This window comes from Mesorhizobium sp. M8A.F.Ca.ET.207.01.1.1 (assembly GCF_004794715.1).
Classification (GTDB): Bacteria; Pseudomonadota; Alphaproteobacteria; order Rhizobiales; family Rhizobiaceae; genus Mesorhizobium.
In genome coordinates this window covers 607917-632388 of the sequence record NZ_SRUS01000002.1, presented here as the reverse complement: position 1 = coordinate 632388, position 24472 = coordinate 607917, and the positions used below count along the sequence as shown (strand labels likewise).

The 24472-nt window shown below is 63.4% G+C and carries 25 protein-coding genes; 4 read left to right on the top strand and 21 right to left on the bottom strand.

What is annotated here, in order from left to right; translation table 11 throughout:
• Nucleotides 1-409 precede the first annotated feature (409 nt).
• Nucleotides 410-1720, top strand: a complete 1311-nt coding sequence (locus tag EN850_RS07875) for an Nramp family divalent metal transporter (RefSeq protein WP_136090950.1) — start codon at nt 410-412, stop codon at nt 1718-1720.
• Nucleotides 1721-1923: 203 nt separating this feature from the next.
• On the opposite strand, the gene EN850_RS07870 is transcribed toward EN850_RS07875, so the two are convergent.
• From EN850_RS07870 to EN850_RS07840, 7 genes are all read right to left on the bottom strand, one after another.
• A complete protein-coding gene (locus EN850_RS07870) occupies nt 1924-2670 on the bottom strand; it encodes an SDR family NAD(P)-dependent oxidoreductase (protein ID WP_136090949.1) in 747 nt (248 codons plus the stop codon).
• A gap of 37 nt (nt 2671-2707) precedes the next feature.
• Complete coding sequence (locus EN850_RS07865; RefSeq protein WP_136090948.1) at nt 2708-3886, bottom strand: alanine--glyoxylate aminotransferase family protein; 1179 nt, start codon at nt 3884-3886, stop codon at nt 2708-2710.
• A gap of 26 nt (nt 3887-3912) precedes the next feature.
• Nucleotides 3913-4719, bottom strand: a complete 807-nt coding sequence (locus EN850_RS07860; protein WP_127275679.1) for a 4-pyridoxolactonase — start codon at nt 4717-4719, stop codon at nt 3913-3915.
• Between the two features lie 48 nt (nt 4720-4767).
• Nucleotides 4768-5703 carry an ABC transporter permease gene (locus EN850_RS07855; RefSeq protein ID WP_127869822.1) on the bottom strand — a complete coding sequence of 312 codons (936 nt, stop codon included), beginning with the start codon at nt 5701-5703 and terminating at the stop codon, nt 4768-4770.
• A gap of 1 nt (nt 5704) precedes the next feature.
• Complete coding sequence (locus EN850_RS07850; protein ID WP_127869823.1) at nt 5705-6802, bottom strand: ABC transporter permease; 1098 nt, start codon at nt 6800-6802, stop codon at nt 5705-5707.
• Nucleotides 6799-8367, bottom strand: coding sequence for an ABC transporter ATP-binding protein (locus EN850_RS07845; RefSeq protein ID WP_136090947.1), 1569 nt, complete (start codon nt 8365-8367; stop codon nt 6799-6801). The genes EN850_RS07850 and EN850_RS07845 overlap by 4 nt, the downstream gene beginning before the upstream one ends.
• 77 nt (nt 8368-8444) lie before the next feature.
• A complete protein-coding gene (locus EN850_RS07840; protein ID WP_127869825.1) occupies nt 8445-9473 on the bottom strand; it encodes a BMP family protein in 1029 nt (342 codons plus the stop codon).
• Between the two features lie 100 nt (nt 9474-9573).
• Here EN850_RS07840 and EN850_RS07835 point away from each other — a divergent pair, with 100 nt between their 5' ends.
• Nucleotides 9574-9999: a hypothetical protein gene (locus EN850_RS07835; protein WP_135865494.1), complete on the top strand. Its 426-nt coding sequence runs from the start codon at nt 9574-9576 to the stop codon at nt 9997-9999.
• A gap of 35 nt (nt 10000-10034) precedes the next feature.
• On the opposite strand, the gene EN850_RS07830 is transcribed toward EN850_RS07835, so the two are convergent.
• The 10 genes from EN850_RS07830 to EN850_RS07785 form a co-directional block, all read right to left on the bottom strand.
• Complete coding sequence (locus EN850_RS07830) at nt 10035-11045, bottom strand: ABC transporter substrate-binding protein (RefSeq protein ID WP_136090946.1); 1011 nt, start codon at nt 11043-11045, stop codon at nt 10035-10037.
• 38 nt (nt 11046-11083) lie between these two features.
• Nucleotides 11084-11899 carry an ABC transporter permease gene (locus EN850_RS07825; RefSeq protein WP_135918931.1) on the bottom strand — a complete coding sequence of 272 codons (816 nt, stop codon included), beginning with the start codon at nt 11897-11899 and terminating at the stop codon, nt 11084-11086.
• Nucleotides 11896-12726, bottom strand: a complete 831-nt coding sequence (locus EN850_RS07820) for an ABC transporter ATP-binding protein (protein ID WP_135865500.1) — start codon at nt 12724-12726, stop codon at nt 11896-11898. The genes EN850_RS07825 and EN850_RS07820 overlap by 4 nt, the downstream gene beginning before the upstream one ends.
• 61 nt (nt 12727-12787) lie before the next feature.
• Complete coding sequence (gene fhmpcd1 / locus EN850_RS07815; protein WP_136091009.1) at nt 12788-13717, bottom strand: 5-formyl-3-hydroxy-2-methylpyridine 4-carboxylate 5-dehydrogenase; 930 nt, start codon at nt 13715-13717, stop codon at nt 12788-12790.
• Complete coding sequence (locus EN850_RS07810) at nt 13717-15354, bottom strand: choline dehydrogenase (RefSeq protein WP_136090945.1); 1638 nt, start codon at nt 15352-15354, stop codon at nt 13717-13719. Before EN850_RS07810 ends, fhmpcd1 begins: the two co-directional genes overlap by 1 nt.
• Before the next feature lie 101 nt (nt 15355-15455).
• A complete protein-coding gene (locus tag EN850_RS07805) occupies nt 15456-16211 on the bottom strand; it encodes a class II aldolase/adducin family protein (RefSeq protein ID WP_246689163.1) in 756 nt (251 codons plus the stop codon).
• Nucleotides 16212-16247: 36 nt separating this feature from the next.
• A complete protein-coding gene (locus EN850_RS07800) occupies nt 16248-16706 on the bottom strand; it encodes a YbhB/YbcL family Raf kinase inhibitor-like protein (protein ID WP_127275690.1) in 459 nt (152 codons plus the stop codon).
• A 30-nt stretch (nt 16707-16736) separates the two neighbouring features.
• Nucleotides 16737-17327, bottom strand: a complete 591-nt coding sequence (locus EN850_RS07795) for an amino acid synthesis family protein (RefSeq protein WP_136090944.1) — start codon at nt 17325-17327, stop codon at nt 16737-16739.
• A gap of 68 nt (nt 17328-17395) precedes the next feature.
• Nucleotides 17396-18535 (bottom strand): NAD(P)/FAD-dependent oxidoreductase, encoded by a 1140-nt coding sequence (locus tag EN850_RS07790; protein ID WP_136090943.1) that lies wholly within the window; start codon nt 18533-18535, stop codon nt 17396-17398.
• Between the two features lie 44 nt (nt 18536-18579).
• Nucleotides 18580-19416, bottom strand: a complete 837-nt coding sequence (locus EN850_RS07785; RefSeq protein WP_136090942.1) for an alpha/beta hydrolase — start codon at nt 19414-19416, stop codon at nt 18580-18582.
• A 64-nt stretch (nt 19417-19480) separates the two neighbouring features.
• Here EN850_RS07785 and EN850_RS07780 point away from each other — a divergent pair, with 64 nt between their 5' ends.
• Nucleotides 19481-20257: a GntR family transcriptional regulator gene (locus tag EN850_RS07780; protein WP_246689162.1), complete on the top strand. Its 777-nt coding sequence runs from the start codon at nt 19481-19483 to the stop codon at nt 20255-20257.
• A gap of 145 nt (nt 20258-20402) precedes the next feature.
• A complete protein-coding gene (locus tag EN850_RS07775; protein WP_136090941.1) occupies nt 20403-21959 on the top strand; it encodes a GMC family oxidoreductase in 1557 nt (518 codons plus the stop codon).
• Nucleotides 21960-22018: 59 nt separating this feature from the next.
• Here EN850_RS07775 and EN850_RS07770 read toward each other — a convergent pair whose 3' ends face one another.
• The 4 genes from EN850_RS07770 to EN850_RS07755 all read right to left on the bottom strand — a co-directional run bounded on the left by EN850_RS07770 (nt 22019) and on the right by EN850_RS07755 (nt 24399).
• Nucleotides 22019-22567 (bottom strand): invasion associated locus B family protein, encoded by a 549-nt coding sequence (locus tag EN850_RS07770; RefSeq protein ID WP_136090940.1) that lies wholly within the window; start codon nt 22565-22567, stop codon nt 22019-22021.
• Between the two features lie 69 nt (nt 22568-22636).
• Complete coding sequence (locus tag EN850_RS07765) at nt 22637-23098, bottom strand: DUF4189 domain-containing protein (RefSeq protein ID WP_027144313.1); 462 nt, start codon at nt 23096-23098, stop codon at nt 22637-22639.
• 46 nt (nt 23099-23144) lie between these two features.
• A complete protein-coding gene (locus EN850_RS07760; protein WP_136090939.1) occupies nt 23145-23837 on the bottom strand; it encodes a hypothetical protein in 693 nt (230 codons plus the stop codon).
• 13 nt (nt 23838-23850) lie between these two features.
• Nucleotides 23851-24399, bottom strand: a complete 549-nt coding sequence (locus EN850_RS07755; RefSeq protein WP_127869835.1) for an invasion associated locus B family protein — start codon at nt 24397-24399, stop codon at nt 23851-23853.
• Nucleotides 24400-24472: the final 73 nt, after the last annotated feature.

The following is a 24472-nucleotide window of genomic DNA, read 5'->3' as shown; positions in this document are numbered from 1 at the left end:
TCGCGCCTACAGGTTTAAAGATATTCCGCGCGAAAATCGTATAAATCGCTGAAACAGCATCTCGCTTACACTACTACGGACTAACTCTAGATGAATATCGCTAGAAGTGGGGTTTGAAGCCGGATTACGCGATGGTTGCGCCGAACTGCGCGGCTCAAATGTCCACGCTCGCGAAGGGCGGCGGTACTCGAACGCAAACCGCGGTTGCCCCCCCGCCAAAAAAGCTTCTCCCAAGCGGCCGTTGGTATCTTGTCGCTTGGAGTGTGCCTCCTTTGCTGGCGACATGATATTTCTCGCGCGCTGAGGGGCTACTGCCGGGCGTTTCAGCAATGGCTAAAGGAACCGAACGGCGATCGCCGAATTTTGCTTCAAGCGGATCTCGAAGGATCCGCGTTTCTGGAGCACCTGCATGAGCAACACGAGCGTCGAAGTCTCTGGGAAACAGAGCAACATTCGGGCAAAAGGGCCAGTCCAGCGATTCCTGCGCACAATCGGACCTGGCTTCATCACAGGCGCTTCGGACGACGACCCTTCGGGCATCGGCACGTACAGCCAAGCGGGCGCCCAGTTGGGGTTCAATGTCGGTTGGACCATGGTATTCACTTTTCCGCTCATGGTCGCGATCCAAGAGATAGCCGCGCGGATAGGGCGGACGACAGGTCGAGGTATTTCCGGCAATCTCTCCCGATACTACCCGTCTCCCCTGATGTATTTTGTGGCCCTGCTTTTGTTCGCCGCCAACGTGATCAACATCGGGGCGGATCTGAGCGCGATGGCTGATGCGCTGCGATTGCTCGTGGGCGGCCCAAGCTCGCTTTACGTCCTTGCGTTCGGCGTGGCATGCGTTCTGGCGATCGTCTTTCTCGACTACAGCCGATACGTCACGGTCCTGAAATGGACAACGCTGAGCCTCTTTGCCTATGTGGTGGCTGCGTTTCTGGCTGATATCCCATGGGGGGAGGCCCTCAAGGGGGTCGTTCTCCCGAACATGGAATGGAACCGAGCGTTTTTCACGACGCTTCTGGCCATACTCGGCACCACGATTTCTCCCTACCTGTTCTTCTGGCAGGCGTCGCAAGAGGTCGAAGAGGAGAAGATCGACCCGAAGGCCAAGCCGCTGAGATGGGCACCGTGGCAGGCGTCGGGCGCCTTCCAGCGCATTCGCGCCGACACCTTGGTGGGCATGGCTTTTTCGAACCTGATAGCCATTGCAATCATCGTCACGACCGCCGCCACCTTGCACAAGGCCGGAGTGACCGACATCAATTCCTCCACCGATGCGGCCAAGGCGCTGGAGCCGGTCGCAGGCAAATTCGCATTTGCGATCTTTGCAATGGGGATTATCGGCACCGGCCTTCTCGCGGTTCCGGTTCTGGCGGGCTCGGCCGCCTTCGCCGTGGGTGAGGCGCGCCGTTGGCCAGTGGGACTGGAGCGCAAGCCGAAGGAAGCGATGGCATTTTATGCAACCTTGGCCGCTGCTGTGGCGCTGGGCATGGGGATCATGTTCACGCCGATCGATCCCATAAAGGCGCTTTACTGGAGCGCTGTCATCAACGGCATATGCGCCGTCCCTGTAATGGTCGTCATGATGCTTATGACCGGGCGTTCCGACATCATGGGCGAATTCCCCGTTGAGGGTTGGCTTCGCTTTCTCGGATGGCTTGCGACAGTCACAATGGGACTGTCCGTGGTCGGCCTCGCGCTGCAGTGGGTCTTTTGAATGCCGCGACCCCGATCGGGTTGGGGAAGCCTACCGCAACACCGTCATCAGGGCGTGTGTAAGGCCGTTCGGCCGATCTAGCCCCACTTGGCCTGCGAACAAGGACGGAAAGCCCGGCTTTCGTCGAGTCGATCCACATAGCCTCAGGCGGGTCCCTGTCGCCCGCAACCTGCCGGCCGTGGCCGTCGATGTGTCGATGGCCTCTAATGCCGGATCATGCCCGCATCGACGTTGAGCGTCTGGCCGGTGATCCAGCGCGCGTCATCGGATGCGAGAAATGCCACGACATCGGCGATGTGTTCGGGCTGGCCCTTGCCCTTCATCGCCTGCAGCATCTCGACGAAGCCGAACGCCTCGTTATGCGGGCTGGCCCTGACGCCATCGCTCTCGATCAGACCGGGCGTCACCGCATTTGCGGTGATGTTGTACTTGCCAAGCTCGGCAGCCAGCGCCCGGGTGAAACCGATGACGCCGCCCTTGGCCGCGACATAGGCCGCCATGTTGGGTGTGCCAGCGAAGAAGGTATTGGAGGCGATGCTGATCACGCGTCCGGCCTTGCCCGCCGCCCGCATCTGGTCGGTCGCCGCCCGGGTGACGATGAACGTCCCTGTCAGGTTGACGTCGATGATCTTGCGCCAATGGTCGAGGTCGACATCGTCCCAGGCGACGAACGGCACGATGCTGGCATTGTTGACCAGGATGTCGACGCCGCCGGTCAGCGCGTGGATCTCGCCGAACAGCGCCTTGACCGAGGCCGGATCGGCAATGTCGGCGGCGACAGCCTTCGCCTTGCCGCCGATCGCGGTGGCCGCGGCCTTCGCACCCTCGGCATTGATGTCGCTGACGATGACGGTCGCGCCGTCGGCCGCCAGCCGCGCCGCTATCGCCTTGCCGATGCCCTGTGCGGCGCCCGTCACCAGCGCCGTCTTTCCCGCAAGCCGTTCAGTCATGAAATTTCTCCTCAATGCGCAATCTGGTGATGTCTGTTCAGGCGTCGGCGTCGATCACGGCCAGCGCCGCGTCGATGCCCTTGCCGACCGCAAGCTTCCGGCCTTCCGCATTCATGGCGCCGCCAAGCGCCGTCAGTGCCGCGACGGCGTAGATCGGCTGCGCCGTCGGGCCCATATGGCCAATGCGCGTCAGCTTGCCCAATGTCTCGCCGCGGCCCGACGAAAATACCACGCCGTAGCGGGCGCGCGCTGCCTGGCGAAGTGCTTTCTCGTCGACACCATCCGGCGTGCGGACAGCGGTCGTCGTCGGCGAGGCGATCGTGTCGCTGGCGGCCCAGATCGACAGGCCCATCGCGGTGGCGCCCGCACGCATGGCCTTGGCGGTCAGGGCATGGCGCGCCCACACCGCTTCCGGCCCCTCGTTGAGATAGAGGTCGAGCGCGACATCGAGCCCGTTGATTTCCGAGACCGATGGCGTGAACGGAAACGGCTTTTCCCTCGACCAGGCATTTTCCCAATCGACGATGCTCAGCATCGATGCGCGCGGCGCCAGCGGATTGGCCTTCATCTTGGCCCAGGCCCGCTCGCTGACGCCCATCATGGTCAGGCCGGGAGGTGCGCCGAGGCACTTGTTCGGCCCGGTGACGTAGATGTCGGCCTTGCAGTCCTCCGGATGCGTCTTCATGCCCCCGAACGACGAGACGGCATCGACGATCAGGTAGCCGCCATGCGCCGATACCAGCGCGCCGATGGCATCGATCGGATTGATCGTGCCCGACGGGGTGTCGTGATGGCAGACGGAGACGACCGTGATTTCCGGATGCGCCTTCAGCATGTCGGCAACCGCCTGCGGGTCGATCGCCTCATTGTAGGGCACCTCGATCTCGAGCAGATGCGGCGAATAGCGTTTCGCCCAGTAGCCGAACCCCTTGCCGTAGACACCCGAGGCAAGGTTGAGCACCACGTCGCCGGGCGTGATCAGCGACGCTGCCGCCGCTTCCAGGCCCAGCACCGGCTCGCCATGCAGGATGACAGGCTTGTTGGAAAGCCGCATCGCCTTCTGCGCCTTGTCGACGACCTTCTCGTAGAAGAGCTGGAAGGCCGGGTCGTAATCGTAAAGCACGGTGCGGCCGAGGCCCCGCAGCACCTCGGCATAAGCGTTCACCGGTCCAGCGGTCAGGGTGATGACCGGATCGGCGTGTTCGAGATAGCGCATGGTCTTGGTCTCCGGATTGGCGGCGGTCAGCCGTAGAACTGCGTGCCGGTTTTGTAGGTTTTGAAGTTGTCCATGTCGTGCGAGTACATCAGCTCGGCGCCGTGATCCTCGGCAAGTTTCTTCACCTTGCGCATCGAATTGACGCCCGCGACCGGGTCGATATGGAAGGCTGCCTGGCAAAGCGTTTCCAGGCTCTTCTGCGTATAGGCGGCGTCGATCGTGAACATGATCGGCTTGCGCTTGGGAAACTCGACCAGGAGGCTGTAATGACCGATCGAGTGCCCGGGGGTCGAGATCAGCTTGACGCCCTTGGCGAGGTCGACGTCACCGTCAATGCCCTCGAAGGTCGAGTTGGCGCGCGTCGTGCCCTCCAGCAACTGGGCGGTCGCGCCACGCGCTTCGGCCGCCTCGGCCGAGAAGCTCAAGTCGGAATAGCCGAGATGTTCGAAGGGCTGCGGATTGCAGGCCTGCGGGACCTCCGTGCGATGGCAGATCTTCTTGGCGTGCGGAAAATACTTGTTGCCGCCGCAATGGTCGAAATGGAAATGCGAGTTGACGACGACGTCGATATCCCTGGGCTCCAGCCCGAGCAGCGCCAGCGCGCCGGGAATGGTCTGGTGCTTTTCCTGGATCGGCTTCTCGAAGGGCAGCACCTTCATGACGTGGTCATAGTCGTAGCCGGTGTCGATGAGGAAGCGGCCCTCGGCATGCTCGATCAGGATCGAGTAGACGGGGAAGCGCACTTCGCCGCCCGGGCCGCGGTTCCAGAAGACATGATAGCCGTCGAGGACGAGCGAGCCGCCGTCGAGCAGGTAGACCTTGGTATCCGACATTGTTGCCTCCGTTTCCGGCGCGGGTCCCATCCGCGCATCTGGTTTCTGTCAGCGCGCGCCGCGCTCGTATGGAATGCCGAGCGCCGCCGGCAGGCTGGCCCGCCGCCCGAACAGCACCAGCATGATCATCACCGCCAGGAACGGCAGCATCTGGATGACGTCGGTCGGGATGTTGATGCCCGCCACCTGCATGGCCGTGGTCAGCGACAGGCAGACGCCGAACAAAAGCGCCCCGAAGAGCACCCAGACCGGACGCCCGCGCGCCAGCATGGCCAGCACGATGCCGAGAAAGCCGGCGCCATTGGTGATGAACGGAATGAACAGGCCCGCCCCGACATTGGCGAGATAGGCGCCGCCGAGCCCGGCCAGCGCGCCGGTCGTCAGCACGGCGATGGTTCGGGTCCTGATGACGTCGATGCCGGCAACGTCGAGCGCGGCCGGCTTGTCGCCGGCGGCCTGCAGATTGAGGCCGAGCTGCGTGCGCCGGTAGAGGTAGCCCATGCCGAACACAAGGGCGACCGCCAGATAGACGATCAGATGATGCTTGAAGAAGGCCGGGCCGATGATCGGAATGTCCGACAGCAGCGGAATGACGGTTGCGTCCGCCGCCGGCAGGCGGGGATAACTGCGCGAGAACTGGAAATGGTGAAGCAGCGCCGTCAGACCTTCGAGACCAAGCGTCAGCGCGATGCCGATGACGATCTGGTTCAGCCCGATGCGCACGCAAAGCAGCGCCATGATCAGCGCCACCGCAATGCCGCCGGCCGCACCCGTGAGGAAGCCCAGCCACAGCGATCCCGAATAGAAGGCGCCGACGAAGCCGAGATAGGCGCCGGCCAGCATCATGCCTTCGATGCCGATGTTGAGCACGCCGGCCTTTTCCGACATCTGTTCGCCGAGGCCGGCAAGCAACAACGGGATGGCCGCCGTGACGGCGCCAAACAGCAACGCGCTGAGAAAGACTTCGCTGAACAGCCCGGTCATGTCAGGCCTTTCTCGACTGGTGATAGCGGTGGTCGACATACTCGGCGAGAGCGAGCACGATCAGCACGATGGAGACCAGCACCAGCGTGAAATGATTGGGCACGCCAAGTCGCCGCGCCGCGCTCTCGCCGCCGATCGACAGCACCGAAAGCAGGAACACGAAGCCTATCGCGGCAAAGCCGTTCATGCGGGCGAGAAACACGGCCGGAATGACCGCCAGCCCATAGGCGGGGTTCCAGTCGGCGCGGACATTGCCCTGCACGCCGATGATGTCGACAGCGCCGGCAAGACCCGCGAGTCCGGCCGAAATGGCAAAGACCGCGATGGTCAGCCCGGGCACGCCCAGCCCCGCATGAACCGCGGCGCGCGGATTGGCGCCGACGATCCGCAATTTCAGCCCGAATGCCGTGCGCGTCATCACCAGATGCACGATGATGATTGCCGCCAGGCCGAGCAGCAGGCCACTGGTGATCGTGGTTTCAAACAGGCGCGGCAGCCGGTCTTCCACCGGCAGCGTGCGGGTCTGTGGCACGGTCGTGCCTGGATCGCGAAACACCAGCTTGACCAGCACATTGGCGAGCGACGTGCCGAGGAACGTCATCATCAGCGTGGTGATGATCTCGTTGACGCCCTGATAGGCGCGCAGCAGCGCCGGCACCAGCGACCAGATCATGGCCACCAGCATGGCGATCAGGAACGAACAGAAGAGCGCCAGCCAGGCGGGCAATATCTGCACCAGCACCGGAGCGCTTGCGGCCGCGGTGACCGCGCCGAGCAGGAACTGGCCGTCGCCGCCCAGATTCCACATGCCGGCGCGAAAGGCCACGATCAGGCCGGCGGCGAGAAACAGCAGCGGCGCCATGCGCGTCAGCGTCTGCTGGATGCCGAGCGGCGAGAACAGGCCCTTTTCCAGCACATAGCCATAGTAGGCGAGCGGGTCGACGCCCACGGCAAGCAGGATGCAGCCGGCGATGACGAGAGCGGCAAGGATCGGCCCAATCGTCATCAGCAGCCGATGCAGAATGTCACGGCGCGTGGCCGCCCCGCTCGTGGCATCGAGTGCGGTGGCGCTGGCGGCGGGTGCGGTGTCGATGCTCATGCGGCAAGTCCGATCATCAGGCGGCCGACCCTGGTGCGGGCGTCGTCGGCATTGGCGACGGTGCCGACCAGCGCGCCATTGGCGATCACCGCGATGCGGTCGCACATGCTGAGCAGTTCCTCGAGGTCGGTGGAGATCAGGAGCACGGCGAGGCCGCGTGCCGCCGTGTCACGGATGCGCTGTCGCGAGGCCAGCGTGTTGGCGAGATCGAGCCCGTAGGTCGGCTTGTTGAAGATCACCACCTTGGCGCCTTCGGCCAGTTCGCGCGCCAGTAGCACCTTCTGGATGTTGCCCCCCGAAAGCCGCGCGACCGGCGTCTTCAGGCTTGGCGTGCGCACATCGTATTCGCGCACGAGCTCGGCGGCGCGCTTGTCGATCTCGGCGCGCTGCTCGACGCCGCCGCGCCAGAAGGGCGCCGCGCCGACCTGCTTGAGGAAGAAATTGATGGAGACCGGGAACGTGCCGACAGTGCCCTCGCCCAGCCGGTCGTCGGTCAGGTAGCGAAGACCGCGCTGTCGGCGTTCGCCGACACTCAGGCCCTCGATGGCGGTGCCCTCCAGCCGGACCGAACCACCGGTCGCCACGCGCTGGCCGCCCAAGGCCTCCGCCAGTTGCTTCTGGCCGTTGCCGTCGATGCCGGCAATGCCGAGTATCTCGCCCGGACGGATGTCGAAGGAGATCGACGACAGGCCGGGCGCATTGTCGGTCGGCGCGACCGTGAGATCCGCGACCTGAAGCAGCGGCGCGGCTTGCGCATCGACCGCGCGGGCCGGGCGTTCGATCGCTTCGGGATCATCCTTCTGCTTGCCGAACATCAACTCCACGATCTCGGAAATGATCTCCTGTTCGCCCAGCGCGCGAAACCGTTCGGGTGGTATTTCGCCGACCTTGCGGCCGAGCTTCAACACCGAGATGCGGTCGCCAAAGGCGGCCGCTTCCTTGAGCTTGTGGGTGATGAAGACGATCGCCAATCCTTGCTCGACGAGGCGGCGCATCAGTGCGCCAAGTTCCTCGATGCCCTTCGGTGTCAGCATCGAGGTGGATTCGTCGAGGATCAGCAGGCGGCTGTTGCGCACCATGGCGCGCAGGATCTCGACCTGCTGCTGCTCGCCGAGCGAGAGTTCCGAAACCCTGGCATGCAATTTCACCGTAATGCCGAGGCTGCGGGTGATCTCGGCCACGCGGGCCTCGAGCTCCTCGGTCCTGGGACGCTGCCACCACGGCCCGCCAAGAAGCAGGTTCTCGGCGACCGTCAGGGTGGGTACCAGCATCATGTGCTGGAACACCGTTCCGATGCCGAGCGCCAGCGCATGGCGCGGCGATGTGATCGGCGTCGGTTTGCCGTCGACAAGGATGCGCCCCTCGTCCGGCTGCTGCAGGCCCGACAGCATGCCGATCAAGGTGGATTTTCCCGCGCCGTTCTCGCCGAGCAGCACATGCACCTCGCCAGGGCGGATCGACAGGTCGATGCCGTCATTGGCGACAATGCCGGGAAAGCGTTTGGTCACGCCTTCAAGCGCGACGATGTCGCTGATATCGACGGGCGATGAAGAAAGACTGCTCATGAAAGCCCAGCACCAGAAAATGGGAACGGTCCGGAGGAGCGAACCGATCGCCCCTCCGGCAGCCGACTTTGATCGCCTTACTGGGCGACGCTTGTCATCAGCGCCCTGACGGCGGCCGCGTCATAGACCGGCTCGACCTTGATCTTGCCGGAAATGACGTCCTCGCGCAGCGCCTGGATTTCGCCCCAGACCTTGTCCGGGATGGCGGCGGTCTTCAGCAACTGCACGGAATCGTCCTTGAGGCCGATCGAATAGTGCTTGGTACCGAACGTGTCGGCCTTCAGGTCGGCGATCATCGCCGCGTAGACCGGTTCGATGTTCCACACCACCGACGACAGCAGGAAGCCCTTGTCGATCGGCGACTTGTCGCCGATGACGTCGATGAAATAGACCTTGCCGCCATCGGCGGCCTTGGTCGTCTCGACCGCCTGCAGCATGCCGAAGCTGGAGCCGTTGCCCTGGCCGAAGATGATGTCGGCGCCCGAGGCGATAACGCTTTCGGTGACGCGCTTGCCGCCTGCGGCGTCACTGTAGGCGGCCGGCCCGATCACCGCATAGGTGATCTTGACGTCCGGGTTCTCCGCCTTCACGCCCTGCGCGAACGCCGCCGACTGCGAGTTCCACGATGGCGGTTCGCCGGAGACGACGATGCCGACCGACTTCGAGCGCGACATCTTGGCGGCGAGACGGCCGGCCAGATAAGCGCCCTGGTGACCGCTCAGCGTGTAGTCGGCGACGAGGCCCTTCTCCAGGCCGTTCGGCGTGTCGACGATCGCCACCGGAACCTTCAGTTCCTTGGCGATCTCGGGCGCCGAGGTGTTGTAGCCGCTGGCATGCGCGATCAGCAGGCTGGCGCCGTCGGACGCGAGCTCGCGCAGCGTCGGACGGACATCGCCATAGCCGAGGCCCTGGGCCACCACCACCTCGACACCGGCGGCCTTGCCAGCTGCCTTGGCGGCATCGATGCCCTGCTGGTTCCAGCCATAATCCGTGCCCTCTTCGGGCGTCAGGATGGCGATCGACTTGACTTCGCCGGCAAGCGCGCCGCCCATCAAGACACCGCACAATATAAATGCACTTACACTGCTCTTAAGGATCTTAAACATATTACCCTCTCTGTTTGATTTTCCAATCAATATTCTTGTTGTTATTGCGCCGAAGCGAGATAGACTGCCTGAGAAAACTACCCCATGGAGCTCAGGCAAAGTGAAAATCCGTTATGCCCTTCCCGTGATTTTGGCGTTCACATCGCTCGCCAACGCGGTTGAGTTGCACCATGTGATTGTCCGCAAGGGCACCGACGGGCTCGACATGGTGCCGTTGACGATTTCGAATGCGGGCACGGAAGGCGTGTCCTGCAACGCCGACTTTGCCCACTGGTATTCGGAAGGGATCGCCACGATCGAGCCGGGCAAGAGCGCTCGCATCGAACTCTGGTTCGACCCCAAGACCGGCACCTTCACCATTCTCAACGACAAGCGCGAGAACCTGCCGGTCGAGCGGCTGTGGTGCGGCCTGTCTGGCCGCGCATACGCCACCCGCGCGCAGATCACGCTCGACCGGACCGACGCCGCCAAGGGCGCGCGCGCGGTGTCCTGCAGCATGCTGCAGGACGGCCTGGCGTGCCGGTAGGCGCTCATTGATGCGTCCGCCCGGGACATCGTGTCCTATTCCTTCGACAGGAACTTGTCGGTGAAGACGTCGTCGGCCGACAGGGCCGTCTTGAGCACGCCCTGGTCGGTGAGCGTCTTCAGGGTTTCCTCCCACTGCGTCTTCGTCATCCAGCCGAGGCCATGGTCCTTGGTGTCGGGGCTGGTGAAGGTCGAGGCGATGTCGGCGTTGATCTGCGCCAGCAGCACATCCTTCTTGTCCGCATAGCCCGGAGCAGCCTTCGCCGTGATCTCGGCGGCTTCTTCCGGATGGGCGACGACATAGTCGAAGGCTTCTCTGTATGCCTTGACGAAGCGGGCGGCGACGTCGGGCTTGTCCTTGATCATCGCCTCCGAGGTGAACAGGCCAGAGCCATAAGCCTTCCAGCCATGGTCGGCGCCCATCATGATGCTGAGCGAACCCGGACCGCCCGCCTTGGCCTCCAGTTCGGGCACCTCGGCGTCGACATAGCCGACCACCGTCTGCACCCGGCCCAGAAGCAGATAGCTCTCATAGGGCGGCGAGACGCTGTTCAGCGTCATGTCCTTCTCGGTCAGGCCATTGGCCGCCAGGAAGCCCTTGAAGAATATGTAGGTCGAGCCGGCTGGATGGATGCCGATGGTCAGGCCCTTGAGATCGGCCGGCTTGGTGAGCTTCACCGTCTTGGCGAGCGACATGATCGCCAGCGGCGAGTGCTGGTTGACGGCGGCCACCGCCACCACCGGAACGTTCTGCGAGCGCGCGACGGCAAGCGTGGGAAGATCGCCGAAACCGAAATCCGCGTTCCCGTTGCCCACCAGCCGCATGGCATCCGGCGAACCCGAACCCTTGCGGATTTCGGCGACGTCGATGTCGTTCTTGGCGAAGAAGCCTTTTTCCTTGCCGACGAAGAACATGGCGTGGTTGCCACGAACGACCCAGTCGAGCTGGACAATGACCTTGTCCGCCGCCAGCGCCGCGTTCGAGAAGCCAAGCGCCCCGGCAAATGCCGCAAGCGTGGCTACCTTGATAAGTGAGCGTCTCAGCATTTTTGTTCCCTTTTATTGTTGGTGGTTGATCGAGAGGCCTAGGCCTGGCTGAATTTGGGTGCCCAGGGCACCACGATGCGTTCGAGGATTTCGGCCGCGTAGTAGAAGGCGATGCCGAGCACGGAGACGAGCAGCAGCGCCGCGAAGACCAGCGCGGTGTCGAGCTGGGTCGAGGCGAACTGGATGACGTAGCCCAACCCGTCCGAGGCGCCGGCGAATTCGCCGACGATGGCGCCGATCACGCTTAGCGTGGCCGCGATCTTGGTTCCCGCCATCAGGTTCGGCAGCGAATGCGGGACGCGGATCCTGAACAGGATCTGCGTCGGGCTGGCGCCGACCGAATTCATCAGCGACAGCAGCGAGCGATCGACCGATTGCATGCCGGCCAGCATCGACAATGTCACCGGGAAGAAGGCGATGACCAGGATCAGGCCGATCTTGGGCGCGAGCCCGTAGCCGAACCAGAGGATGAAGATCGGCGCCAGCGCCACCTTGGGCACGTTCTGGAACAGCACCACCAGCGGGTAGAGCGCTCGCCCCAGCCAGTCGAAGCGCACGATGACCAGCGCAATGGCAACGCCGACCACGACGGAGACAAGGAAACCAAACAGGATCTCGCCCGCCGTCACCAGGGTCGCCTGCATCAGCGTTGCCCATTGCGCGACCAGCGACTGCGCGATCTCGGACGGGGCGGGAATGATGTAGGCGGAGATGGCGAAGATCCGCACCACGGCTTCCCATACGACGATCGTCGCCAGCAGAAGTATGACCGCCGGGAGCCAGCTGCCCGTAGCCGCACTCCAGCTGGAAGCAGGCCGCGTCTCGGAGAGGTTGGTGATGGGTTGATCGCTCATGACGCGCCTCCCGGTTGATGGCTGGCGCGCAGCATGGTGCGCAGTTGAACCACCAGCCTGACGAACTCCGGATCTTCCGTCACCGACAGATCGCGTGGATAGGGCAGGCCAATGTCGAGGCTCTCGGTGATCCGACCGGGCTTGATCCCAAGTACATGGACATGGCGGGACAAATGAATGGCCTCGTCGATCGAATGCGTGACGAGAACGATGGTCTTGCCCGTGCGTTGCCAGATCTCCAGCAGCGACTGGCCCATCGAATCGCGGGTAATAGCGTCGAGCGCGCCGAACGGCTCGTCCATCAGCAGCACCGCCGGATCGAGCGCCAGGGCCCGCGCGATGGCGACGCGCTGGCGCATGCCACCCGACAATTCGTTTGGACGCTTGTGGGCGGAATCGCCCAGGCCCACCAGCTCGAGCATCTCCTGTCCGCGTGCCCGCAGCTCCGCGCGCGACAGCGACTTGTCGGCGATGCCGAGCAGCATGGATGCGTTGTCGACGGCATTCTTCCACGGCAGCAGGTTGGCGTCCTGGAAGACGAGACCAATCATGCGCTTGCGCGCCGCCTCGACTGGCGAAAGCCCGGCGATCGAAACGCTGCCGCTTGTCGGATTTACCAGCCCGGCCAGAACCTTGAGCAAGGTGCTCTTGCCGCAACCGGAAGGACCAATGAGAGAAACAAACGATCCCTTCGGCACCGAAAGATCGATGTTCTGCAGAACCAGTTGCCTCGCCATGACCACCGAAACGCCCTTGGCGGAGATCAGGTCGTCGTGACGGATATGGGCCGGCCGGCCGCCGGCTGCACGAATGGTCTCAACGCGCATGGTTTGGTCCTCCATGCGGCGCCCCAATCCAACCGGCCTTGTGAGCACGATGTGTCATTGGCTACTCCCGGCCTTCCAGGATGCGCCGCACGGCGACGAGTTTGCCCGCCCGCTCGCCTTGCAGCGCCTTGATCTGCTCGGGCGTATAGGAGAACATGCCCTCCCCCGACTTGATGCCGAGCTTCGATGCATTCGTCTTTTCCAGCACCATCGGCGCGACATCGTCGCGATTGGAGAGATCGGCGTTGAGGAAGGACGAGACGGACTTGTAGATATCGAGGCCCGCCATATCGAGCAGCGCCATCGGCCCGATCACGGCGATCTTGTAACCGATGCCCCAGGACACGCAGGTGTCGAGATCTTCCGGCTCGATGACACCGCGCTCGACGAGGTCGACCGCCTCGCGCAGCAGCGCATAGAGCACGCGGTTCTCGACGAAGCCCGGAACGTCCTTCTTGACCACCACCGGCAACAGGCCGATCGAGCGGATCAGGTCGCGGATAACAGTCACGGTCTGCGGCGCGGTCTTCTCGCCTGCGATCACCTCGATCATCGGAATGATGTGCGGCGGGTTCGACCAGTGCATGCCCACCATCCGCTCCGGATGCGAGATATGCGCCTGCAGCTTGGTGATCGGGATGCCCGACGTGTCGGACGCGACGATCGTGTCCGACGCGATCAGGCTGTCGATCGTGCGATAGACATCGGCCTTGATCGAGATATTTTCAGGAACGTTCTCGATGACGAGGTCGGCGCCCGATACCGCGTCCGCGATATCATCCGTGAAGCGGACCGTTCCGGCGCCGGCCGGAGGCACCGCGATACCCAGGGAATCCAGAACGGTCTCGGCGACGCCCAGCATGGCCCCCGCGCGCTCGATCGCCGCCGGGGCAACATCGTAGGCGACGACCTGCAGGCCGCCCCTGGCAAGCCGGGCGGCCATGCCTGGCCCCATCGTACCCAGACCGATGATGGCGATACGTTGGATCATCACGCTGCCCTGCTTTCCGTTGCTGCTTTTGATGCCGCGATGAGGTCGGCGGCTTTCTCGGCAATCATGATCACCGCCGCATTGATGTTTCCGCAGACCAGGTCGGGCATGACGGACGCGTCCACCACCCTAAGGCCGTCGACGCCGCGAAGGCGCAATTGCGGGTCGACGACCGAGGCCGTATCGGCCCCCATGCGGCATGTCCCGGCCGGATGATGCACGGTGATGGAGGTCTTGCGGATATGCTCGTCGATCTCCTCGTCGCTCTGGCATTTGGGACCGGGAAAGAACTCCGCCTCGATGAAGGGCTGCATGGAGGGCTGCGCCGCGAGATCCCTCGCCACCCGGAAACCGGCCCGAAGGGACTCCCAGTCTTTCGGCGAAGCGAGGAAATTCTGATGGATCAGCGGTGCCGCGAGAGGATCGGCCGAGGCCAGTTTCACCGCCCCCCGGCTTTCAGGCTGCGTCGCCACGATCCGCGTGGCGAAACCGTCCGGAAATGGCGCCTTGAACGGCTTGAGGTATGGCCACGCGGCGAGCGGGGCCGCCGTGAACAGCAGTTGCACATCGGGCAACGGCCGTTCCGGACCGCTTTTCAGGAAGGCGACAACGCCGCCGGGGACATCGCCCGAGAAACCCCGACCCGTGAAGTAGGTCTTGGCGAAATCGAACCCGATCCGATCGGCGCGCATGTTGCGAAGGAAAGGGCCGCCCGGAGCCCGGCGTCGGTACATGAGGATGACCGAGACGTGATCCTGCAGGTTCTTGCCCACCGCCGGCAGGTTGACCCGCGTCTGGATACCATGCGCCGCCAGTTCCCCCGGCGCCCCGATGCCGGACAGCATCAGGAGTTGCGGCGTGTTGATGACGCCGCCCGAGAGCAGCACTTCCTTGCGGGCGACGACCGTCCGTTCGCCGCCACCATGGTTTATCACCACTCCGGTGGCGCGGGTGCCTTTCAAGGTGATCTTCGTCGCCGTCGCTCCGGTCAGGACGGTCAGATTGGGCCGCTTCAGGGCCGGCCGCAGATAGGCGGACGCGGTCGAGCTGCGCCGGCCTTTCGAAATCGTCATCTGGAGGCGGCCGAACCCTTCCTGCCGCTCGCCATTATAGTCGTCCGTCTGCGGATAACCGGCCTCCACGCTGGCCTGAGCAAAGGCGTCGATCAGCGGGTCCTTGTAGCGGCAGAACTGGGTGCTGACCGGACCATTGTCACCACGAAAACGGTTGCCGCCCCCTTCCCAGCTTTCCTGCTTCTGGAAATACGGCAGGACCTTCTCGTACGACCAGTCACCGAGCCCGCTCGCCGCCCAACGGTCGTAGTCGCCGCGATTGCCCCGCACATAGGCCATGGCGTTGGTCGACGACGACCCGCCGATCACCTTGCCGCGCGCGCACTCGACCCTGCGGCCTCCGACATTGTCTTCCGGCTCGCAGAAATACATCCAGTCATGGCGGCGCTCCGTCAGGATCTTACCCCAGCCAAGCGGTATGTGGATCATGGGGTCGCGATCCCAGCCGCCGGCCTCCAGCAACAGCACCGAACATCGGGGGTCGGCGCTCAGCCGGTTGGCGAGCACGCAACCGGCCGATCCGGCCCCAACGATAACGTAGTCGTAACTTTCCGCGTGCGGCATGGTTTTGTTGCTTTCGCCTGACGCTCGGGCGCCAGAGAATTATCGAGATCGAGACCGGAGAGCTTGGCTCGGACCAAGCTCTTCCAGGCCATGTTCAAGGATCAGGCAAGGCCCACTTGCCTGAGACGCTGCGACCAGTGATTCCATCCTCGATCGATCTGGGCACCGACGAGTTTTCCTGCGGTCTTTATCTCGCCCGGCGACAGATATTTGACATTGCCGATCCGCAGGCCGGCCGTGAGCGCTGCCGCTTCCTGTTCGAGATAGAAGGCGCGGAAGACGACCTCCCGCACTGAGTTGCCGACATTGACGACGCCATGCCGCGCCATGAGGACCACGGTCTGGTTGCCGAGACTTTCGGCGATATCCGCGCAGACGTCGGGGCTGCCGCCGAAGAGATCCGTCTCGTCGCCATTCTTGTCGCGAATCTCGTAGACCGGGACCGACTCGCCGATGAATGCTCCCATGTGGGTGACCGGCCGAAGCGGCGTATCGACGAAGCAGTACGGCAGGACAGCCGGAGAATGGGTGTGGAGCACACACTGAACGTCGGGCCGCGCCTTATAGATCTCGCTGTGGATGTAGCGCTCAAGATAGGAGGGTCTGTTATCCGACGTCTCGCCGTCGAGATTGAAACGCTGGATGTCGTCGACGGTAATCAGGCTCGGAGCAAGCTTCTGGGCCAGGAAGAAGCTTTCGGGATCCTCCGGGTCACGGGCGCTGATGTGCCCGAACGTATCCATAATGCCTTCGTTCAGAAGGATCTTCGTCGCTGTGACCAGCTCTTCGAAGACCTTCTGGTGCACGGGGCCGTTGTCTCTCATTTCCAATTCTCCCATTGCGGTGACAGCGACCATTCTTGTTGTTGTTATCGGTCGCCGGCGCCGCGGATTTCACTTGTTTTCGTAGATGCCGACGATCCGATTCTGCTCGATGATGTTGCCGGCATATTTCTGCAGGAACTCCTCCCTGGTGGGTGTCCCTTCGACGTGGGTGTCCAAGGCATAGACCCAGAAGTAGTAGTGATGTTCGCCATGGCCAGCGGGCGGCTGAGGCCCGTAATACTGCTTGCCGCCGGCGCCGTTGGGGCCGACGCGGAACTTTTCCTGCGCGTCCGAAAGATCGGTGGTCGACGGATCGATGCCGTAGACGACCCAGTGCGTGAAGCCGTTGGGCAACGGCGCGTCGGGATCATGGCAGATGACCGCGAGTTCCTTCGCGCCTGCCGGCACGCCGCTGACCGTAAGCCTGGGCAACACATTGCCTTTGTCGCCGGCATGCTCGTCGCGCAATTTCCCGAGCGGCTTGAAATCAGCCGATGTAATCTTGAGGTCCTTGATGTTCAGGGGCATGGAATTCGTCCTTCGCCAATTTCGATCGAACTAGACACCGACCTTGAGGTCGGCGACGGTTTTGCCTCCGACGCGCTGATGCACGCGCGGACCCGATGCGACGGCGACGCAGATCAAAAGCTCATCGGGGCGCGGGCCATCCGGCACGGAAAAGGTGACCGCATCATAGTGGGAACGGATGTAGAGCTCGTCCTTGTGGGCAAGCGGGATATCGATGGATGTGCCGGCGGCGGCGACCTTGCTGACCGACGAAATCCAGGCCTTGCCGCCCCCGACCTGCTGCCGCAGCGGATCTCCGAACACCGTGGTGATGCAGGCGACGACATGCTCCTGTTCGCCTGATGTGCCCGCGATACCGCCCTTGCCATAGCTTTCGACCGGCCTGTTGCCGAGCAGCGCCACGGCCCGCTCACCGAGCGCATGACCGATGGCTGCGCTCGGATTCGTCAGCTCGGACAGTTCGGCGACGAACTTTCCGGCATACGGATTGCGTATGACGACGCCAGTCGCGACTTTGACGAGGGTCTCGCCAGGCTGGCCGCCGTCATGCCGGCTTTCCTGGACCGAGGCGTACCAACCCCTGACGTCATAGTCCCGTTCGACTTCACTGGAATAGTTCATCTTTATCTCCTGAAGGGTGCGCGCAGTTTCCGCACGCGCCGATTAATTCGTTGACCGCCGGTCCGAGCTTACTGCGGCCATGAGAAGACGCCGCGCAGCGGGTCGTAGCGGGCCGCTTCCAGAGCTGCCGGCGTGAACATGTTTCCCTTCGAGAGCGAGCGGTTCGCCGCGTAGTCGCCGGACAGCGCCTGGCAGCGATCGGTGATCGGGCGAATGCGCTTTTCCCACGCGACGAGCGCGTCCTCGACCGAAGAGCCCGCCTCCAGGTCCTGCGACAGGCTGAAGGCATTGACCATCGCGCAACCGGCGCCCTGGGCAAGAGCCGGGCACATCGCATGCGCGGCATCGCCCACGAGGGCGACCTTGCCTCTTGTCCAGCTGTCCAGCTTGGTCGTTTCGTACTTGTCGTACCTGGCGGTTTTCAGCTTCGCCGCCTCGATCAGGCAGGGCTCCAGGAAAGGAAACATCTCGACCCAAACCTCGAGGTCGATCGGAACCTGCGACCCCCGCGGATCGGCGGCCGGAGCCATGAGGCCGAGATAGAGCTCATTCTCGTTGCAGGGCGAGTAGAGGATGCGCTGAACGCGTGGCCAGAAGTTCCACATGTCAATGGTGTTGTCCCACTCGCCGTGACCGAGTTCCTTCTTTTTGCGAGGAACGATCAGTCGGATGAGACCGTCTTTGGAAACCCATCGGTCCTGCTTGAAGCCGATGGAATCCCTGACCTTCGAGCCAACGCCGTCGGCGCCGACGATCAGGTCGGCCTCGAGAACCTCTCCGGTCTGAAGCGTCAGGCGGCCTTCCGGATCGGCGGCGACCGCCTCCGAATTGACCGATATGTCGACGCCCAGCGCACGGGCGCGGTTGACCAGGGCATCATGCAGATGGCTGCGGGTCATGATGCGCCAGGGCAGACCGTTGAACGTCTCCTTGGAAACCGACTTGTTGTGCATCCAGGTCTCGTAGGTGGGAGGCGTGTGCGAACCTTGGAGAACATCATCCAGGGCGCCCAGTCCCTCCAGCACGCGAAGGCCATTGTGCCAGAGATAGATACCCGCGCCGAAGGCCCGGAGCTCCGAGCTCTTTTCGTGCAGCCTGACGTCCCAACCGTTTTGCCTCAGAGCGATGGCCGCTGTCAGGCCGGCGAAGCCGCCGCCAGCGACCTCGGCACGGCGCGCCTTACCCTGGGTTTTGTTTACATTGGCCATTTTCTATCCTGATGCTGCGTGCAAGAAGACGGCGTGCTGGGCCGTCAGGCGTCGATGAAATTCGTGATGGCTTTCAGCGTGATCTCGGGAGAAACCTCGTTGACGTAATGGTCGGCGCCCGGAACGACGACCACGGGCAGATCCGGCCGCAACCGGCTTGTTTTTGCAAGCGCCGCCGCCGAAACCAATTTGCTCGCCTCGCCCCGAACGATGAGGACGGGCTTCGTCACGTCCCGATAGGCGGGCGCCAGGTCTGATCGCAGGCCCTTGGCCGTCTGGGCCATGGCCTCGGGCGACGCCAATGGCCGCAGCCCGCCGTCGACCCGATGATAGCCGCTCTCGGCTCGGATCTTGATGGCAGCGGCGGGAATGTTGGTATAGCGGCCGGCAAGATAGGCTTCGACGGCATCGATATCCTCGAAAAGCTGGCTTCCCGCATTCACGCGGGCTTCCAGCGCATCCAGCGCCTCGGTCTCGATATATGGCGTGAAATCGATTGCGACGACCGAGCGCACCAGATCCGGATATCTCACGGCGGCGGTGACGGAGTTCCTCGCGCCAAGCGAATGTCCGACGAGGATGGCAGGCCCCCGGTCGAGCGTGCGGATCAGGCCGGCAATGTCGTCAGCATAGTCATTCGCCTCGTAGCCGCTTTCCGGCTTGTCGCTGAGGCCATGCCCCCTCTGGTCGACAGCTACGGTCGTGAAACGATCCGAGAGCCGAGCCATCAACGGCGTGAAGACCGCCGAGTTGGAGGTTATGCCGTGGAAAAACAGCATCAACGGGCCGTTGCCCGTCTCGCGCACGTTCAAGGCGATGCTGCCGGTGTCGATGCGTCGCGAGCCAAATGGGTCGCAAGCTATCTCTGCCGCCATGTTCATGATCCTCACCATCACTGCCCGTCTCCTTCAAAAGGATCATACAGCCGGGAGCACGTCAAGAAGATTGTCTGACATTCTTGCAATCTTCAGATTTGACAATCTGGCTATTTTCTACCGCGTCGCGTATGGTGCCGCGGAGATTGCGACTCAAACCTATGAGACGTTGCCCATGCCTCCAGATTTGAATTTGCGGATTTCGCCACGGACGGTGCAGCGGGAGACCGTCGACAAGTTACGGCTCGCTATCTTCTCCGGAGTGTTCCAGCCGGGAAGCCGCCTCATCGAAAGTCAGCTGTGCACACAGCTCGGCATCAGTCGCCCGTCGCTGAGGGAAGCTTTGCGCAGTCTCGAGGCCGAGCGCCTGATCGAGATTGTACCCAACCGCGGGCCATCAATACCGTCACTTTCGTGGGAGGTGGCAACCGCCATCTACGAGGTTCGAGAGCTGCTGGAAGTCGAGGCGGCGGGACGATGCGCGTCGAGAATTTCCCCGGAGCAGTTGCTTGAACTCGAGAAGTCTCTTTCCGCGTTCGAAGAGGCGGCATCCAGCAATGACAGCCTGGCGCAGGTCACGACCGCCGCGGACTTCTATTCGATCATACTCTCGAATTGCGGGAATCCCATTCTTGAGGAAGTCCATCGCGGCCTGGTGGCCAGGATCAGCTTCTTTCGAGGACGATCGATGTCATTGGAAGGCCGGGCACAAAGCAGCCTGGCGGAGATGAAGGAGATATTCGAATCCATCGCCGCCGGCGATGAGAAGGCCGCGCGCAAAGCCTCGAAGAATCACCTGTTGAAGGCGAAAGCGGCAGCGAAGATGTCCATGGACAGCGCGATTTGAGTTTTTCGGAAGGCGGTTGCTCCGTCTGAAAACTCGAAATCCTTCATGACGTTGCGGATCGAGGGTCCGCCGAACGCGAATCAGGCGGGGCTCACCCCGTCGGGGTTAGACATGCCGGCCGTCGAAGCCGGCAGATGGAGTGATGATGACCAGTGCCAATGTCGAGCGCAGAGCGGATGCCGATATCGTCATCGTCGGCGGCGGGTCGGCTGGCGCGTTGCTTGCAGCACGACTGAGTGAAGAGCCGGACAGTCGCGTTCTGCTGATCGAGGCGGGCGAAGAGGCGGCGGACCCCGACATCTGGAACCCCGCCGCCTGGCCGGCGCTTCAGGGGCGCGGCTACGATTGGGACTATCGCACGGAGCCGCAAACCGGGACTGCGGGCCGGGTGCATCACTGGGCGCGCGGGCGGTTGGTGGGCGGCTCGAGTTGCCTGCATGCGATGGGCTACATGCGCGGCCATCCCCTCGACTTCCAGGCATGGGTCGACGCGACCGGCGATGACAGGTGGAGCTGGAATGGATTGCTGCCCGCGTTTCAAGCCATCGAGGATCACCCGCTCGGTGGCAACGGCCTTTACGGCAAGGGCGGGCCGATGCCCGTCCATTTGCCGACCGACGAGGTAAGTCCGGTCGCACGCGCGTTCATCGAAGCCGGCGCTTCGCTCGGCCTGCCGCGTCTTGAGGGTCACAACAGCGGACAGATGATCGGCGTCACCCCGAACTCCTTGAACATTCGAGACGGTCTGCGGGTCACGGTGGCTGACGCCTGGCTCACGCCGGCGGTTCGAAGCCGCAAGAACCTGACCATTCTGACGGGATCGCGGGTGCGGCGGCTCAAGTTGGAAGGCAATCAGGTCCGCGGCCTCGAGGTCGTGGGGCGGCAGGGTCGGGTCGAAATCCTTGCGGATCAAATCGTGCTTTGCGCCGGCGCGCTGGAAAGTCCGGCCTTGCTGATGCGCTCGGGCATCGGTCCGCACGATATACTCGACGCCGCGGGCGTCAGCTGCGTGATCGATATGCCGGAGATCGGCCGAAACCTTCAGGACCACCTGCTTGGTGCCGGCAACCTCTATGCGGCCCGCAAGCCCGTTCCCCCCTCGCGCCTCCAGCACTCGGAGTCGATGGCCTATATGCGGGCCGACGGGTTTACCGGCACCGGCCAGCCCGAAATTGTCGTTGGTTGCGGCGTCGCGCCGATCGTGTCCGAACGCTTTCAGGCGCCGGCCGCTGGCACGGCATATTCGCTGCTGTTCGGGATCACCCATCCGACGAGCCGCGGCAGTCTGCGCATAAGCGGGCCGGAACTCGACGATCGATTGATCATCGACCCCGCATACCTGCAAAGTGGTCGGGACCGTGCGCTGTTTCGCCAGGCGCTCGAGGCAGCCCGGACAATCGGACATCGAGATGAACTCGCTGGCTGGCGAGAGCGCGAGCTCCTGCCAGGCACCCTGAACAGTGCGGCTCAAATGGATGACTTCATCGCGCGGTCGGTCATCACGCATCACCATCCCTGCGGCACTTGCAGGATGGGCAAGGACCCGGACGCCGTCGTCGATGCGAATCTCAAGCTCAAGGCGCTCGACAATCTTTTTGTCGTTGACGCGTCGGTCATGCCCAGTCTCACCGCGGGGCCGATACACGCCGCGGTTCTCGCTATCGCCGAGACCTTCGCTCGCCGGAAAATCCTGCTGTCTTGATCCGAGGGCTGCGCGTCCGTTCCTTCGCTACAAGGCTCGGGCCGCTGTCGCCATGCTCCTCAACGCGCGCTGAGCGCGACCATGCGGTCAAGGGCAGCGCCAAGGCCTTTCAGCGACACCGGAAAACTAAGCGTGGTCTCGGCCGCGGTGGTGACGTCGAGCTTGAGCTCGGTACCTGCCTTGAGCTTCTGCATCAGCGCCCGGTCGATCGGAAACAGCGCCACGCAGCCATTCGGCAGGCAGGTCCTGAACTTCAACGGCCCGACAGGCGGCTGGTCGTCGATCTGTGCCGCCACGCCGGGATCGAACAGGATGCCGAAGGGCAGCAGCAAGGTTCCGATCAGTCCGCCCTTCTGCCCCACGCGCAACTCCACGGCCAGTAGCCTCTGGCCGTTTTTCTGCGTCTGGTCCTGCGTGACCGTGCAGACCCGGGCATTGTCCTGCATGCCGCAGGCCAGCTGCCAGTCCTGATAGGTTTCCTGGAGCGACGATGCGCCGTTCGGAAGCGACGCCGCCTGCTGCTGTTGCGCGAAAGCAGCCGGCAGCGAAGCGGAGAAGGCAGCCGCGCAGAGGGCGGCTGCCTTCAGCGAAAAATATCTACGAACCAATGAATGCGGCCTTCTCTTCGGTGCCGGGCAAATGCCCAAAGTGTCGGCTTCGAGGCCCCGTGGCAACGGTCACGTACAGACCCATTCGCGGATCTTGCATTGGATCCCCCCTGCCTCGCAGGCCTGCAAGGCGAGATCTTCGGCTTCGCGGCGCGTTTCGGCGGAGTTCACGCCCCAGGGGGTGAACCGATGCTCCACCTTGTCGGCCACCGCCAGCGCGCCGCAATGCTTGTAGGGAAATCCGGTCTCGTCGTCGTCCGTCCAATGGCGGTGATTGCGGAACACGGCAACGACATTGCAGGCTTTTCCACCGGCATTCTCGCAATATTTCTGCGCAATGTCCTTCGCTTCCTGCCGCTTGTCGGCGCCCCAGAAGAAGCCATACTTGGTGTCGGTCTGGGAATAGGCGATTGCCGCCCAGATGCCTTTCTCCTCCTGTGGCGGCTCGGACGGCTCCACCAGATCGGCCGAGACGACCTGCCCGCTCCACAGCAAGGCCATGCACAAGACTGTCAAACGTCGCGATTTCATGGTCCGCAATCCTTTCCAGGGCGTCTCGCCCATTCGCCTGACATCCTCACTTGGCCGCCGATGCGATGGAAATCACCACGCATGTGTTGCCCGTCGGCAGCAGGAGCGCTTCGCCCGTGTTGCCGCCAAGCTCGTACACTTCGACCTGTCCGAGATGATCCGTGATCTTGCTGCCTTGCGGAAGAACGGACGGAATGTCGGCGCACGGACTTGCGAACGGCGCCACCCGCACCATCGCGCCCTCGCAACCCGAAGCGGTGGGTGACGCGAAGACCACGCCGGCGGCCGGCCCGCTGTAACGGTCGGTGGCATAGTCCATGCCGACAAAGGCCTGGACGGCGTGCTTGTCGGCGGCCTGGTCGTTCCACAGGGATTTGACGCTGTACTTCGTGCCGGTCGTCAAAAGCTGTCCGAGCACCGGAAAGACGGTCGAGCAGGCCTGCACGCCGGCCTGCTTGACGTGCTGGAGGAAGGGCGAGTCCGGCAGCGCGGGAGGGGCGGCCGCCTCGGCCTGAGCGGCCGTCGGGCTGCCGACCAGACCGGCGATCGCGGCATAGTTCGCGCCGGCAAAGCCAATGCCCATCATCACCAGCCCCAACAGCGAAAATCCAATGACGCGCGGCCACCGCCGCGGCGTCTCGACGGTTCTCTTGCGGTCCGGCTCGACGACCCGTCGCCGATCCGGCTCGACGGTCGGATTGCTGCGCGTCGCGGAGATGAACGGGTCTTGCTGGCTCACGGTGCTGCCTCGGCTATTTGACTGGCGCAAGGGCCTCGGACAGCCCCTTGAGCGTTGCGGTGACGGTAATGGTCTGGCCATCGACGGTCGGATAGGAAATCGCCGGCGTCGCCTTCTGCGCTATCTCCTGGCGCATCAGGGGTCCGACCGGCAGCATGCCGACGCAGACCATTTCGTTGCAGCCGTTCAGATGCACGTCGATCGGCTCGGCGCGCCCATCGAACTTCAGCGACACCAGCCCATCGCTCCTGGCGTTCGGCGCGGTGCGCAGGATCATGTAGGGCTTGCCGTCCTGGGTGGCGGCGAGCGACCAGCTGAACGCCATCTTGCCGGCGCCGTCCTCGATCACCTGCGAGACATTGCAGACTTTCTTGCGCGCCTTGAGGTTCTCGTCGCAGATCAGCGTCCAGTTCTCGAAGGGACGGATGGTGCGCTGGTATTGTCCGAGCTTCACGTCGGGAGGCACGACCACCTCGGAGGGCTTGATCCTGTAGGGCGAAGCCACCTGCCCGGCAGCCGGCGCCAGCCCGCCGGCAAGCGCCAGGCAGGTCAGGCATGCCATGGCAAATCCGGGAAAGCCAAACGGCTTTCCCGAGTCTGCGTCTAGCCTGTCATGGCCGGTTCGCCTTTTCATT

What these genes read in the sequence shown, in the direction of transcription:
- EN850_RS07820 (WP_135865500.1), bottom strand. Translation starts at nt 12,726, where the DNA reads ATGCGCGTTGAGACCATTCGTGCAGCCGGCGGCCGGCCGGCCCATATC.
- EN850_RS07800 (WP_127275690.1), bottom strand. Translation starts at nt 16,706, where the DNA reads ATGCCCCTGAACATCAAGGACCTCAAGATTACATCGGCTGATTTCAAG.
- EN850_RS07825 (WP_135918931.1), bottom strand. Translation starts at nt 11,899, where the DNA reads ATGAGCGATCAACCCATCACCAACCTCTCCGAGACGCGGCCTGCTTCC.
- EN850_RS07785 (WP_136090942.1), bottom strand. Translation starts at nt 19,416, where the DNA reads ATGAACATGGCGGCAGAGATAGCTTGCGACCCATTTGGCTCGCGACGC.
- EN850_RS07790 (WP_136090943.1), bottom strand. Translation starts at nt 18,535, where the DNA reads ATGGCCAATGTAAACAAAACCCAGGGTAAGGCGCGCCGTGCCGAGGTC.
- EN850_RS07855 (WP_127869822.1), bottom strand. Translation starts at nt 5,703, where the DNA reads ATGACCGGGCTGTTCAGCGAAGTCTTTCTCAGCGCGTTGCTGTTTGGC.
- EN850_RS07840 (WP_127869825.1), bottom strand. Translation starts at nt 9,473, where the DNA reads ATGTTTAAGATCCTTAAGAGCAGTGTAAGTGCATTTATATTGTGCGGT.
- EN850_RS07795 (WP_136090944.1), bottom strand. Translation starts at nt 17,327, where the DNA reads ATGAACTATTCCAGTGAAGTCGAACGGGACTATGACGTCAGGGGTTGG.
- EN850_RS07860 (WP_127275679.1), bottom strand. Translation starts at nt 4,719, where the DNA reads ATGTCGGATACCAAGGTCTACCTGCTCGACGGCGGCTCGCTCGTCCTC.
- EN850_RS07875 (WP_136090950.1), top strand. Translation starts at nt 410, where the DNA reads ATGAGCAACACGAGCGTCGAAGTCTCTGGGAAACAGAGCAACATTCGG.
- fhmpcd1 (WP_136091009.1), bottom strand. Translation starts at nt 13,717, where the DNA reads ATGATCCAACGTATCGCCATCATCGGTCTGGGTACGATGGGGCCAGGC.
- EN850_RS07830 (WP_136090946.1), bottom strand. Translation starts at nt 11,045, where the DNA reads ATGCTGAGACGCTCACTTATCAAGGTAGCCACGCTTGCGGCATTTGCC.
- EN850_RS07850 (WP_127869823.1), bottom strand. Translation starts at nt 6,802, where the DNA reads ATGAGCATCGACACCGCACCCGCCGCCAGCGCCACCGCACTCGATGCC.
- EN850_RS07870 (WP_136090949.1), bottom strand. Translation starts at nt 2,670, where the DNA reads ATGACTGAACGGCTTGCGGGAAAGACGGCGCTGGTGACGGGCGCCGCA.
- EN850_RS07810 (WP_136090945.1), bottom strand. Translation starts at nt 15,354, where the DNA reads ATGCCGCACGCGGAAAGTTACGACTACGTTATCGTTGGGGCCGGATCG.
- EN850_RS07775 (WP_136090941.1), top strand. Translation starts at nt 20,403, where the DNA reads ATGACCAGTGCCAATGTCGAGCGCAGAGCGGATGCCGATATCGTCATC.
- EN850_RS07805 (WP_246689163.1), bottom strand. Translation starts at nt 16,211, where the DNA reads ATGGTCGCTGTCACCGCAATGGGAGAATTGGAAATGAGAGACAACGGC.
- EN850_RS07865 (WP_136090948.1), bottom strand. Translation starts at nt 3,886, where the DNA reads ATGCGCTATCTCGAACACGCCGATCCGGTCATCACCCTGACCGCTGGA.
- EN850_RS07765 (WP_027144313.1), bottom strand. Translation starts at nt 23,098, where the DNA reads ATGAAATCGCGACGTTTGACAGTCTTGTGCATGGCCTTGCTGTGGAGC.
- EN850_RS07755 (WP_127869835.1), bottom strand. Translation starts at nt 24,399, where the DNA reads ATGGCATGCCTGACCTGCCTGGCGCTTGCCGGCGGGCTGGCGCCGGCT.
- EN850_RS07845 (WP_136090947.1), bottom strand. Translation starts at nt 8,367, where the DNA reads ATGAGCAGTCTTTCTTCATCGCCCGTCGATATCAGCGACATCGTCGCG.